The organism is Paenibacillus sp. BGI2013 (assembly GCF_002843485.1).
GTDB lineage: Bacteria > Bacillota > Bacilli > Paenibacillales > Paenibacillaceae > Paenibacillus > Paenibacillus amylolyticus.
This window is the reverse complement of sequence record NZ_PJFA01000003.1, coordinates 451,549-464,648: the sequence shown is the minus strand read 5'-3', so window position 1 is coordinate 464,648 and position 13,100 is coordinate 451,549. Positions and strand designations below refer to the sequence as shown.

Sequence of the window (13,100 nt, the reverse complement as noted above, 5' to 3'; positions counted from 1 at the left end):
ACATCCGACCTGATTCTCTGCAGCGTAACATCAATGACAATATGTAACCTTCCATAATCTACTAATCAGTTTATCAGATATTGTCTGATCATCCGGTTACAACGTTGTCATATTTAGTCGGAAACTGAGTGGCAAAAAGGTTACTTTCTCCATTCGTCCAGTACCCGAAATCATATGGAAATTACATTCCTCATCCATTTTTGCTATGCTGAGTTCAAATACTTGAATACAGGAGATTGAGACTTGATGCCTAAAATACTGATCGTGGACGATGAAGCAGATCTTCGAAAGCTACTGACTGATTATTTTGAAATTAACGGATATTCCGTGATGACGGCCAAGGACAGCAGGGAAGCGCTGCGGAAAGTGGAAAAACAACCCGATCTCGTTTTGTTAGATATCAACATGCCTGAACAGAACGGCCTTCAATTATGTGAAAAAATTCGCGACTTTGTCTCTTGCCCTATCTTATTCTTAACGGCTCGAATCGAAGATGCTGATAAAATAGCGGGATTTCGTGCCGGAGGCGATGACTATATCCTGAAACCTTTCAGCATTCGCGAGTTGGGCGCCAGGGTCGAAGCACATATACGCAGGGAACAACGAATCCAAACTAAATCTTCGGTAAGGTTTAACAATGAATTGGTCATTGATTATACGGCCAGGGAGCTCTACTACCTGGATAAGCGAATTTCACTGCCCAAAAAAGAGTTTGATATTGTCGAATTGCTGTCCACGCATCCTGATATGGTGTTTGGAAAGGAACGCATATACGAAAAGATTTGGGGCATGGACGAGCAAGGTGACAGTAATGTCATCGCAGAGCATATACGGCGGATTCGCTACAAATTAAAGGAATACGGCTGTGATAATCAAATCGAGACCGTTTGGGGAGTAGGGTACAAATGGCCAAGTTCATGACTAGACTCCTGTTTTTAAAGCGATTGTCCTTGCTACAATCTTTTATGCTGTTGTGTGTGGTCACACTCATTGCCGTGCTTGCCGTTATAACTATAGAGTTTGCTTGGGCGGAGAACCTGCGGCTGCGTTTCGGAGAAACGGATTGGGTGATGCCCTCCCTCGTCACGGCGGTTCTGCTCACCGTAGCGACTGGTATTGTCACCATGGCCGTTCTATTTTACAGATGGAAGCTAAAACGTCCGCTGGAGCTATTAAAACGAGCATCCAAGAACATTTCGGCCAACGATCTAGACTTCCGCATTTCCTATGACAGCCAGGATGAGATGGGCGAGCTGATCGCGCTATTTGAAAACATGCGCTCACAATTGGAAAAAAACCTTAAGACACTTTGGCGTTCGGTTGAAGAGCGCAAGCAGATCAATGCTATTTTTGCCCATGATCTGAGAACACCCCTGTCCGTGTTAAAAGGAAACGCCGAGCTTCTCTCCACCTATCTTCCTGAGAAGAAGTTGTCGGAAGAAAAGGTGCTGGACTTGATCCATACTATGAACCTTCACATCTTGCGTCTGGAGAGTTATGCAGAGGCCATGAACTCCATTCAGAGGCTGGAGGATGTGCCGTTGAACATCCAATCGATGGATACGATTTCATTGACGGCTTTGCTGGATGGCAGCGCTGAACAAATCGCGAAACAGTTCGGTATACGTTTCGTCTCATCCGTGGAATATGATAATGCCTCAGTACATGTAGATCCCTATCTCGTCATGCAGATTTTCGAGAATATAGTGGCTAATGGGGCGAGATACGCAACCAGTCAAGTGAACGTCCATTATGACGTTCAGGGAGGCATTATGAAGATTACCGTCTCAGAGGACGGTACTGGTTTCTCTGACGAAGCCCTGAGTAAGGCTATACTCCCTTTTTACCGAGGCGAAGTATGGGATGCGAGCGAACATCGCGGGCTGGGCCTTTACGTTTGCAAGGTGTTTTGCGAAAAACATGAAGGTAGTCTTCAGATTGCAAACGGTCCTAACGGAGGTGGAAGCGTCACGGCAAGTATTGGGACCCAAGTTGATAAATAGTTGAAAATGATCTGATAACATCTCCTTATCTTGAATTCAAGGAGTGTTATCATGCTAAAACTAAAAAAAAGAATGTATATCACAATTAGCTGTTTGTTGTTATGTACCGGGTGGGCGTCCCCCTTATCCGCCAATGAAGCCAGAGACAGGACAGAAGTGCTGCAGGAGATCGACGAATATATGAATCGGAGCATGAAGGCCAATTACATTAAGGCTGCTTCACTGGCGATTGCCAATAACGATGAGGTCTTTTACGCAAAAGGCTACGGGACATTGGCGGACGGCCAGAAGGTTACGGGCAACACCCCTTTTCCCATTGCTTCACTAAGCAAGTCCTTTACTGCATTAGCCGTTCTGCAGCTGGTGGACAAGGGTCAGATCGACTTGGATGCGACTTACGCTTCCTATTTTCCAGAGCTTTCTCCACAGGACCCCCACGTTCTTGATATCACGGTCCGTCATTTACTGAATCAGACAAGTGGTCTCAATGACAAGATTAATCCCGATATGACAAAGACTCCGCAATTCCAATCACTGGCTGAAGCGAACCAATTATTAAACACGGTTCAACTTGCCCATTTCCCCGGAACAGCCTACAGCTATCATAATCCCAATTACGTGCTTCTGGCGAACCTCGTGGACAGTGTTAGCGGAGAGCGGTTTTCGGATTATCTGAAAAAACATATTTTTGAACCGTTAGGAATGAATCATACCTTCAGTGTCAATACAACGCAGCAATTCTATGAGAATAATACTATCCCGCTAGGACATTACCTGAGCTTGGGACGCGCTATAAGTCAATCCGAACCGCTTTGGTTCATTGAGGGTCCCGCCGGCATCGTTTCAACCGCAGAGGACATGTCCCTATGGATCCTTTCCCAATATAATGGCCGCCTCGTTTCCCCTGTGCTGATGAAACAATATCATGCCTCAGGAGCGATCGGTCCGTACGGCATGGGCTGGCTTGCAAACCAAGATGCGTCTAACGGCCAAACGATCTCCCACAGCGGCATTTTCTGGACCTACAAGTCCGAAGAACAGGTTTATTTGAACGAGCAAATGGGCATTGCCGTAATGTTTAATTCTGGTATAAACGCTTATGTGAATTACTCTTCATTTATTGATGGAATAGCGGACATTATGAGGGGGCAGGAACCCCAAACCTCTTTTGTAAACGGTCGGAATATGGAAATGATTATGATTGCACTGATCATCGCTACGCTTGCATGGGGCATCTACGTCTATTTTCGCATACTTCGGAAAAACAACCGCCTAACGATCAGCAAATTGATTATGATCACGGTTGGTAGACTGATCCCGGTTCTAATTCTCTTATCTCTGTCCCCCTTGGTTACGTTTATCGGCGGAGGACGTGTGCTACCTTGGTTTGGCATCTGGACTACCCTATCAACTCCAATCATATGGCTTATGGTATGGTCACTTGTGAATTTCGTGCATTTGGCTTGTTATATCTACGTCTATTTTCAGAATACAAAAAACGCCCCATTGGAGCTACCTCAGTAATCGATTTTTAGGTTCCTCTATTTAGTCGGCTGTTATAGTATCTGTTGAAGTATTCGGTCAAGAAAAATCAGGAGTTCTATGTATAGCTGACTTATTAAGCTAATTTAGCTTCTGATATTACAAAAAGCTTCTGTCTCACCGATGGGAACAAGGTCCCTTTGGCGAGGCAGAAGCTTTCTGTTATGCAATACTTTAACGATTAACCGAACAGTTTTGCCGCGTGGCGTTGTTCGTAAGCAGCGATTTCATCATCATGTTGAAGAGTCAGACCGATATCATCCAATCCTTGCAACAGGAATTGACGACGGTGCTCATCCAGATCAAAATCGATATGCAGTCCGTATGCATCAGTAATCGTTTTGTTTTCCAGATTTACATTCATCTCATAGCCTTCATGTGTCGCTGTACGTTGGAACAAGTCTTCAACTTGCTCTTCTGACAACTTGATTGGCAAGATTCCGTTCTTAAAGCAGTTATTATAGAAGATGTCTGCATAAGATGGAGCGATGACACAACGGAATCCATAGTCCAAAATCGCCCATGGCGCATGCTCACGGGATGATCCACAGCCAAAGTTGGCACGTGAGATCAGGATGGATGCCCCTTCATAACGAGGTTTGTTCATTTCGAAGGAAGCATTATTGTTGCCCTCTTCATCAAAACGCCATTCATAGAACAAAAATTGTCCAAATCCGGTACGTTCAATCCGTTTCAGGAACTGTTTTGGAATGATTGCGTCTGTATCTACATTGACCCGGTCTACCGGTGCAACAATGCCTTGTAATGTTTTGAATTCTTCCATATTAAACGTTCTCCCTTCTGTCTGTTATAGATTAGATCGCTGCTTCTGTTTTGAAATTCCAGTCCCGTACGTCCACAAAGTGACCCTTAACTGCTGCTGCTGCTGCCATTGCCGGAGATACCAGGTGCGTACGTCCTCCGCGTCCTTGGCGTCCTTCAAAGTTACGGTTGGACGTCGAAGCACAACGTTGACCTGGCTTCAATACATCCGGGTTCATCGCCAGACACATACTGCATCCCGCATCACGCCATTCAAATCCAGCTTCCGTAAAGATTTTATCCAAACCTTCTTGTTCAGCCTGAATTTTAACACGTCCTGAGCCTGGTACAACAATTGCTGTAACCTGACTGGATACCGTGTGACCTTTAGCCACTTGTGCTGCTGCACGCAGATCTTCGATCCGTCCGTTGGTGCAAGAACCGATAAATACATAATCAATTGGAATCTCGGCGATTGGTGTTCCCGGTTCAAGTCCCATATATTCAAGCGCTTTTTCAGCCGCTTTGCGTTCGTTTTCTGTAGGCAATTCAGCCGGAACAGGAACTTTCGAAGAAATGTCGGTTCCCATACCTGGGCTTGTTCCCCAAGTTACTTGCGGAATCAATGTCTCCACATCGATTTCAACCACATGGTCGAACTCGGCACCTTCATCTGTTACAAGTTGTTTCCAACCCTCTACAGCTTCATCAAACTTCGCACCCGCTGGTACGTATTCACGTCCACGCAGATATTCAAATGTTGTTTCATCCGGAGCGATCAATCCTGCTCTTGCTCCACCTTCGATGGACATGTTGCAGACCGTCATACGCTCTTCCATGCTCAACTCACGGATGGATTCGCCTGTGTACTCAATAACATAACCTGTTGCAAAGTCTGTACCGTATTTGGCGATGACTGCGAGGATCATATCTTTCGCGGTTACACCCGGGTTACGTTTGCCGACAAAACGAACTTCCATCGTTTTGGCTTTTGCTTGTTGCAAACATTGAGTTGCCATAACATGCTCAACTTCACTTGTTCCGATTCCGAATGCCAGTGCGCCAAACGCACCGTGTGTGGACGTATGACTGTCACCACATACAATCGTTTTGCCCGGGTGAGTCAGACCCAGTTCAGGTCCCATAACGTGTACAACGCCTTGATCAATCGTGTCCAGATCATACAATTTCACGCCGAAGTCACGGCAGTTTTGCGAAAGTGTATCAATTTGTTGTTTGGAGATAGGATCTGTAATGTTGAAACGGTCTTTCGTTGGAACGTTGTGGTCCATTGTTGCAAATGTCAGTTCAGGGCGACGAACTTTACGTCCGCTGAGACGAAGACCTTCAAATGCCTGTGGAGAAGTTACTTCGTGCACCAGATGCAGATCGATATACAGAATGCTTGGTTTGCCTTCTTCTTGATGAATTACGTGATTTTCCCAAATTTTCTCAAACATCGTTTTTTTACTCATCATTTTCACCTCATTATAAGTTCGGTCCTTGGAAGAGCCTCTGTTTTCTTTAAAAAGTGAAGCTCTTGAATGACATAAATATATCACCCTGTCCTTCATTGTTCCAAGATATAATATCTATAGATGTAATAGGTTTAACCTATAATGAGAGAAAGACAAATAAACCACTGCTCGTCGCAGAGGTTTCAATTGATAACAATTATCATTATCAGATAAGTCTTATACTACGTTTCCGTTGCTTCGCTGTCAATGCTTTTTATCTAGAACATAAAAAAACAGCCCTGAATCCAGAGCTGCTTTGCTAGTTTCTGTTATGAAATGAACATTATCATATCAACACCTTCTTATAGAGAGTGCTTGTCCGACTACTGTATTACAAACCGTTTTTTGCAATCACATCTTTGTACCAATAGAAACTCTTCTTTCGTTTTCTCTCCAGTGTTCCATTGCCGTCATTATCCTGATCTACATAAATAAAGCCATATCGTTTCTCCATCTCTGAAGAAGAATAACTAATCAGATCAATTACTCCCCAACTGGTATAGCCGAGCAGTTCAACACCGTCCAGAATCGCCTCATACATCTGTTCAATGTGAGAGCGAAAATAATCAATACGATAATCATCCTGAATGCTACCATCCGCTTCAATCGTGTCTACCGCCCCAATTCCATTTTCAACGATAAACAAAGGCACCTCGTAACGACTATACAGTTCATTCAGTGAGATGCGCAGACCTACCGGGTCAATCTGCCAGCCCCAATCATTCGTTTGCAGATACGGGTTCTTCACCCCTCCAGTTGTATTGCCACTCACCTGCTCCAATCGGTCGCCATCCACACTTGATACCAGGGACATATAATAACTGAATGAGATAAAGTCCACAGTGTGTACTTTAAGAATCTCTTCATCCCCCTCAAGCATATCCAGGTTAATCCCTTTTTCGGCAAAAAATCTCTTCGTAAAGTACGGATACGCTCCACGCACCTGTACGTCCGTAAACATAAGATTGAATTGATTATCCCGGGAAGCAACAAGTACGTCTTCGGGATTACATGTATGAGCGTACGTTGTCAGTTTGGTCAGCATACATCCGATCTGGGAACCGGGAATGATCTCATGACAGTATTTCACTGCGAGTGCACTCGCTACAAATTGATGGTGTAACCCCTGATATACAGCCTGCTCCACATTTTCGAAACGCTCCGGAACAATACCACCACTCGTAAACGGATGACGAACAATGCTGTCAATTTCATTAAATGTAATCCAATACTTCACTTTGTCCTTATAACGGGTGAACACCGTTTTGCAAAAGTGAACAAAATACTCGACGACTTTCCGATCCGTCCATCCACCATGGTGATTCACCAGATACATCGGCATCTCATAATGCGACAACGTAATTAATGGTTCAATCCCTTGTTTCAGCATGCCATCAATAACGCGGTCATAGAACTGCAAACCGGCTTCATTCGGCTCTGTTTCGTTGCCATTCGGGAAAATTCGGGTCCAAGCAATAGATAAGCGCAACGTTTTGAGACCCATCTCCCCAAACAGGGCCAGATCCTCCTCATAGCGGTGGTAAAAATCAATGCCTCTGCGTTTCGGATATTCTCTGTCCGAGCTAGACTCCATCGCGGTTTTGATCTGTTCTTCATTGATCGCATTATGCTTTTTATACTCACTCTTGGCTACACCTTTTCGATAGATAGCAATGTCGGCTGTAGACAGACCTTTGCCATCCACATTCCACGCTCCTTCTGCCTGATTGGCAGCAATCGCTCCTCCCCATAGAAAATCTTCTGGAAACGTTCTTGTCGTATTGGTCATTGTGTATTCCTCCTTGGATTATCTCTGTAATTCTTTCATTCTTGCTCAATTGCGACTCATGACCCGATTGATATGAATAATCAAATACATCATCTCTTCATTGGAGATCGTATGTTCAAACCGAGCTTCAATATAATCCTTGATTAGCAGTACGCAGGCTTCTTCCTGGGGATATTTATTCGCGATCTGCTCAAAGAGCTCATGATCCTGTGTGTTTAATGTTTTATGCTCAAAAAGCCGTTGAATGAAAAACTGCAAATGGGTCAAAAAGCGTGAATAGTTGATGCTGTGTGTATCCAGCTCCACGTGATAGTGAATTTTGATAATATTGAGTACATCCTTGACGGTATTGGTCATCATCATGACCTGATTCATATTGTCATCATTCTGCTGCGCATTAACGAGATGAAAGGCAATATTCGCCGCTTCCTCTTCAGGCAGGGAGAGTCCAAGCTGTTTTTGAATGAGAGACAGACCATGCAACCCGATGCTGAACTCCTGCGGATAGAACTTTTTCACTTCCCACAACATTCGGTTCTGGATCGTCATATTGTCCTTGAATCGCTTCATGGCCATATACAGATGATCCGTTAATGCGACATAGAGATGATCACTCAGATGGCGGGACAATGTATGTTTGGCATGGGAGATGATTTCGTCAGCCAGAATCAGATATTCTTTTGGCGTTTCCTTCATCAGGGCGGTGAGATCCGAAGAGATCGTTTCATTTTCAAGGACATAGATCTTCTCGATCTCATCCTCGCCCACGACATCTCCCGGTTTGCTCCTGTAGCCGATGCCCTTTCCCATCACAATAATTTCCTTGTCATCCTCAACACGTCTGGCAAGAACAATGCTCGAATTCAGTATTTTTATGACTTCCATATCAGGCTGCCTGCCTTTCATTCATATTTCAGCGAGTTATAACACCGTAATTAATGGTTTCCCCGGTCCTGTTGTCGCCGCAGTTTCATTGCCCAGTATCTCCAGATAATCTGATGAATTGGTCACAATTACAGGGGTCGTCGTGTCATAACCTGCCGCTTGTATAGCTTCAAGATCAAATTCAATCAGGAGTTGACCATGAGAGATCTGTTCTCCTTCATTCACTTTTACATCAAAATGCTGGCCTTTCAGTTTCACCGTATCCAATCCGACATGAATCAGAATTTCTACCCCCTCTACCGATCTCAGACCGATGGAATGTTTAGTGCGGAACACCGTCTCAACGGTACCATCAAACGGGGCAAACACCTTGCCAACACTTGGCTGAATGGCCATACCTTGTCCCATAGCTTCTTGCGAGAAGGCCTCGTCCTTCACCTCTCTTAATGGCAGAACTTTACCTTCCAATGGAGCAAAAACGATCTTTTTCGATTTGATCCCTTTGGATGGCTGGATTTCAGATTCGCCTCTCGCTTTGGTTGTAGGACTGCCTGCTATCGACACTGCTGTTGGAACAACATCCTGAAATCCAATGACATATACAGCGACAAACGCGACAATGGCAGAGATCAGCATGGTAATGATCGCATAGATAATATTCATATGATCTTCACTGATAAACATAGGCATAGATGCAATCCCCGGACCCACGGCAGCATATGCCTTGAGATTCACAATACCTGCGAACAACCCAGCGACTCCGGCGCCGATCATGCAGGCAAACAGCGTTTTCTTGAGCCTTAGATGTACACCGTACAGAGCAGGTTCCGTGATACCGAATACACCTGAAATTCCTGCAGACAAAGCGACTTGTTTAAGCTTGATGTCTTTGGTTTTGAATGACACCGCCAGTGCGCCTGCTCCCTGCGCCATATTGGATGCCAGCATCGCGACCAGCACCAGTGTTTCATATCCAGGTGAAGCCAAGGCTGCGAAAATAATGGGATAAAATACTTTATGCATACCGAACATGACAATCAGAGGCATCAGTATAGCCATAATGACAACGGTCAACCATCCAATCTTATCCTGAATCCAATAGATCAGGTTGGACATTCCCGTTCCGAGATACATCCCCAGAGGTCCAAGTACAATCAGGGCAACTGGAGCAACAATGAGAATAACAATCAAAGGTTTAAGGAAAATTTTGACCGGTCCTGGTGAGATCTTGTCCGCGAACTTTTCAATGTAAGACATGAACCAGACCGTTAAAATAATCGGTACCACGGATGTCGCATATTGAACGGATGCAACAGGTATGCCAATAAAGGACACCGGATCTTCACCGCCAAGCAGACCAATCATATTCGGGTGTAACATGATTCCACCAAACAGAACGGCAACAAAGGGGTTCGTTTTAAATCTATTTGCGCTGGAATAGGCCAGTAGAATCGGAAGAAAGTAAAAGGCAGCATCAGACATGACACTCAAAACGGTATATGTCTGGCTCTCTTTAGACATCAGGCCGGTCACGGTCGCCAGTAGCAAAAGTGCCTTAAGCATGCCCGAGGCAGCAATGGCTGGGATAATAGGTTGGAAAATGCCTGCAATGACACTGGCAAAAGTATTAAACAGTCCTTTGGGGCTATAATCCGCTTTTTGTTTCTCCTGAATTTCGTTTGATTGCCGAGTATCCATCATCTTGGCAAGTTCATTGTAGACGTACGCGACGTCATTACCGATAATAACCTGATATTGTCCGCCGCTATTCACTGCGCCAATAACACCATCAAGGCTCTTAATTTCTTGGGTCTTCGCCATATCCGGATTCTTCAGGGTAAGTCTGAGCCTGGTAGAGCAATGAATTAACGTGTTGATATTATCATTGCCACCGACCAGCTCCATAATCGATTGGGCTAATTGTTTGTGATTCATGGTGCACCTCCGTTTCTTGATGGGAACAAAAAAAGACCTAAAAAGGGTAGGAAAAGAGAAACTCTTCCCACCCAATCTAGGTCTTGCCTGCCGAACAGTAACACGCCATCGTTGGATGAATGTTATTCAATTATATGAACGAAAAAGAATATGAACATTTGAAATGGTTCTGTGCTAACACTTGAAACTGGCACACATGAAAACGTTGATTTTGTTTTACCCGGGTAAGCAGTTCTTATTAAGCGTTTTCAAAATCAGTATAACAACTCTTCTGATGGAGTGCAAGCGGTTAAGCGAAATTAATGATTTCTTCATCTGTAATGATATAATGGTGGCATAACGAAAGGAATGACCGATGACGATGGAATTCAGACAACTTCAATATACGCTGCAAATTGCGGCCGAACGCAATTTCTCCCGGGCAGCAGAGAAGCTACATATTGCCCAGCCTTCATTAAGCCAGCAATTATCCAAATTGGAAAAAGAATTGGGTGTGCTACTGTTTCAGCGTAATACAAGTACCGTGGAGTTAACCCATGCGGGTGTTACGTTTGTCGAGCAAGCCCAGAAGATCGTAGATGCTGTGGAGCTATTGCGTCAGGAAATGTCCGATATCTCCCAGCTTCGCAAAGGTAAAGTCGTTGTAGGCAGCATGCCGATCACGGGATCACACCTGCTCCCACACGTGCTTCCTGCGTTCCAACAAGCTTATCCCGAGATTGAGGTTACCTTATTGGAAGACTCCGGGCTTACGCTTGAGAAATTGACAGCAAGTGGCAAAGCAGATCTCAGTCTGTTATCTCTTCCTTTACAAGAGCCAAGTCTCGCCTATGTTGCCATTGGAGAGGAAAAGATTGATCTGGCAGTTCCCCCGAATCACCCTTTGGCACGCAGGGCAGATCCGGAACATCCGCTTCCTGTGCGAATTGAAGAGCTTCGGGATGAACCGTTTGTTGTGTTGAAAAAAGGGCAGGGCTTCCGCAAACTTACATTTGATCTCTGTGAGCAGGCTGGTTTTGATCCCCAAGTTGTGTTTGAGAGCACAAATATTGAAACCGTTCAGTCGCTGGTCGCCACTGGTATGGGCATTACACTGGTTCCACGCTTTATCGCCCGTGCGCCGCGCAGTGAGTTCGTGCCTGTGTATGTGCCACTTGCTGAGCCTACTCCTAGCAGAACACTTGTTGTGGCTTATCGTCAAGGAAGAGTGCTGTCGAAGGCAGCCGAAGCATTCATCCATACGTTTCAACAAACCGTGGCCGAACTGTCAAAGGGAGACTAAAAAATTTCTCCTATGGGTATGGGTACATTTCATACTGAAACAAAACAAAGGCTTGACCCTTATGGGCCAAGCCTTTGTCATATACTCGTTTCCCGCATCCGCAGGATAGAGTTCTTACATTGCAATCACAGTAACTGGTTACAGTACAATGTTGCTTGTTAAGTTGTTTAGCTCAATGCTAATTTATAATGTTAACGTAGAAACGTACATAAGAAAACTTCATGTCTGGCGGTTTATTTACGCAAATTACGATCGCTTGTCAGCCTGTTTTGCTGATTCATGACACGGCCTTCGTCCTGAACAGTTGAATCAGGGGGTGATAGCCCTCCTGCTCCATTCTCTAAGAATGCCCTTAAGTGATCTTCCCTTGTGTTATCCTGTTCCAGTCTCCTGAGCGTATCTTTCACATGGTTGTCCATTGATTGATCATCCTCCTTGGTGACGGGATAGTTATCATTACCCGCGTCCTGGAAGAATAAACACTTTTTCTGAAGAATTTTATTTCAGTTTTTATTTTCCGCCAAAATAAACGCCAGGTCGACGGTCTTCAAATACAGGAATACGTCCGCGAACCTCATCTACCAGAGATGGACGAATAATTCCGGTCACGATCTCTTCCCCTTCGCCACCTTCAGCCACAATCTCACCCCAAGGATCAATGATGAGGGAATGTCCGAAAAATTCGGCCTCTCCCCCTTTACCTACACGATTACATGCGATCACATACATCTGATTCTCAATTGCTCGTGCGGTAAGCAACGTACGCCAGTGGTGCAGACGAGGTTTCGGCCATTCGGCGGGTACAATCAATGCCTTGGCACCATTCAAAGCAAGGGTGCGGGCAAGCTCCGGGAACCGGATGTCATAACAGATCGAAGCACCCGCTGTAAGACCGTTCTGCAATTCAAAAATTTCAGGTTCCGCACCAGGCTGTAAATATTTCTCCTCGTCCATCAGACGGAACAAATGTAATTTATCGTATCGTGTTACCTGTTTTCCTTCACGATCATAAGCGTACATTGTATTGTATATTTGACCATCCCGTTTTTCGGCAATCGAACCGCCAACGATGGAAATTTGATGTTTTTGAGCAAAAGCAGACAGCCATTCCCGAGATTTCTGGCCTTCCGGGTCAGCGAGTTCATGAATTTGAGTCAAAGCGTATCCGGTATTCCACATCTCAGGTAACACAGCCAGCCCCAGATCCGGATATTGTTCTACCGCACGCTTAAGCAACATCTGCATATGTTTATGATTGGCCTCAGGGTCTCCGAGCTGAATATCGCCCTGAATCAGGGCTACACGCATTTCTCCCTGTTGTTTTTCTGTCATGACAAGCACTCCTCTGAACCGTAATACCTGCTATCATAGCTTGATCCTCCTGA

General features: G+C 44.9%; 11 protein-coding genes. 4 read left to right on the top strand and 7 right to left on the bottom strand.

Translation table 11 applies throughout. The annotated features are described in order from the left end of the window. Positions 1-246: 246 nt before the first annotated feature. The 3 genes from CXK86_RS09515 to CXK86_RS09505 are packed head-to-tail and all read left to right on the top strand — an operon-like array spanning position 247 to position 3,527. Positions 247-921, top strand: a complete 675-nt coding sequence (locus CXK86_RS09515) for a response regulator transcription factor (protein WP_036607568.1) — start codon at positions 247-249, stop codon at positions 919-921. Between the two features lie 29 nt (positions 922-950). Beyond that, positions 951-2,003: a HAMP domain-containing sensor histidine kinase gene (locus CXK86_RS09510; RefSeq protein ID WP_256719981.1), complete on the top strand. Its 1,053-nt coding sequence runs from the start codon at positions 951-953 to the stop codon at positions 2,001-2,003. Positions 2,004-2,054: 51 nt separating this feature from the next. Next, positions 2,055-3,527: a serine hydrolase domain-containing protein gene (locus CXK86_RS09505; RefSeq protein WP_101313634.1), complete on the top strand. Its 1,473-nt coding sequence runs from the start codon at positions 2,055-2,057 to the stop codon at positions 3,525-3,527. A 199-nt stretch (positions 3,528-3,726) separates the two neighbouring features. Here CXK86_RS09505 and leuD read toward each other — a convergent pair whose 3' ends face one another. The 5 genes from leuD to CXK86_RS09480 all read right to left on the bottom strand — a co-directional run bounded on the left by leuD (position 3,727) and on the right by CXK86_RS09480 (position 10,433). Next, the gene (gene leuD, locus CXK86_RS09500) at positions 3,727-4,329 is read right to left on the bottom strand and encodes a 3-isopropylmalate dehydratase small subunit (RefSeq protein ID WP_036607574.1); all 603 of its coding nucleotides are present in this window, start codon (positions 4,327-4,329) and stop codon (positions 3,727-3,729) included. Positions 4,330-4,360: 31 nt separating this feature from the next. Beyond that, positions 4,361-5,782, bottom strand: a complete 1,422-nt coding sequence (gene leuC / locus CXK86_RS09495) for a 3-isopropylmalate dehydratase large subunit (protein ID WP_076250030.1) — start codon at positions 5,780-5,782, stop codon at positions 4,361-4,363. Positions 5,783-6,155: 373 nt separating this feature from the next. Continuing rightward, positions 6,156-7,613, bottom strand: a complete 1,458-nt coding sequence (locus CXK86_RS09490) for a glycoside hydrolase family 1 protein (protein WP_076250029.1) — start codon at positions 7,611-7,613, stop codon at positions 6,156-6,158. 45 nt (positions 7,614-7,658) lie between these two features. Beyond that, the gene (gene licT, locus CXK86_RS09485; protein WP_074095604.1) at positions 7,659-8,498 is read right to left on the bottom strand and encodes a BglG family transcription antiterminator LicT; all 840 of its coding nucleotides are present in this window, start codon (positions 8,496-8,498) and stop codon (positions 7,659-7,661) included. A 36-nt stretch (positions 8,499-8,534) separates the two neighbouring features. After that, positions 8,535-10,433 (bottom strand): beta-glucoside-specific PTS transporter subunit IIABC, encoded by a 1,899-nt coding sequence (locus CXK86_RS09480; RefSeq protein ID WP_076250028.1) that lies wholly within the window; start codon positions 10,431-10,433, stop codon positions 8,535-8,537. A gap of 361 nt (positions 10,434-10,794) precedes the next feature. Between CXK86_RS09480 and CXK86_RS09475 the strand changes: the two genes are divergently transcribed. Continuing rightward, complete coding sequence (locus tag CXK86_RS09475; RefSeq protein WP_036607891.1) at positions 10,795-11,715, top strand: LysR family transcriptional regulator; 921 nt, start codon at positions 10,795-10,797, stop codon at positions 11,713-11,715. Positions 11,716-11,948: 233 nt separating this feature from the next. Here the strand turns inward: CXK86_RS09475 and CXK86_RS09470 are convergent, their stop codons facing one another. Together CXK86_RS09470 and CXK86_RS09465 are read right to left on the bottom strand one after the other, a co-directional pair. Continuing rightward, positions 11,949-12,134, bottom strand: a complete 186-nt coding sequence (locus CXK86_RS09470) for a hypothetical protein (RefSeq protein WP_017687767.1) — start codon at positions 12,132-12,134, stop codon at positions 11,949-11,951. 91 nt (positions 12,135-12,225) lie between these two features. Next, complete coding sequence (locus tag CXK86_RS09465) at positions 12,226-13,047, bottom strand: carbon-nitrogen family hydrolase (RefSeq protein ID WP_101313633.1); 822 nt, start codon at positions 13,045-13,047, stop codon at positions 12,226-12,228. Positions 13,048-13,100: the final 53 nt, after the last annotated feature.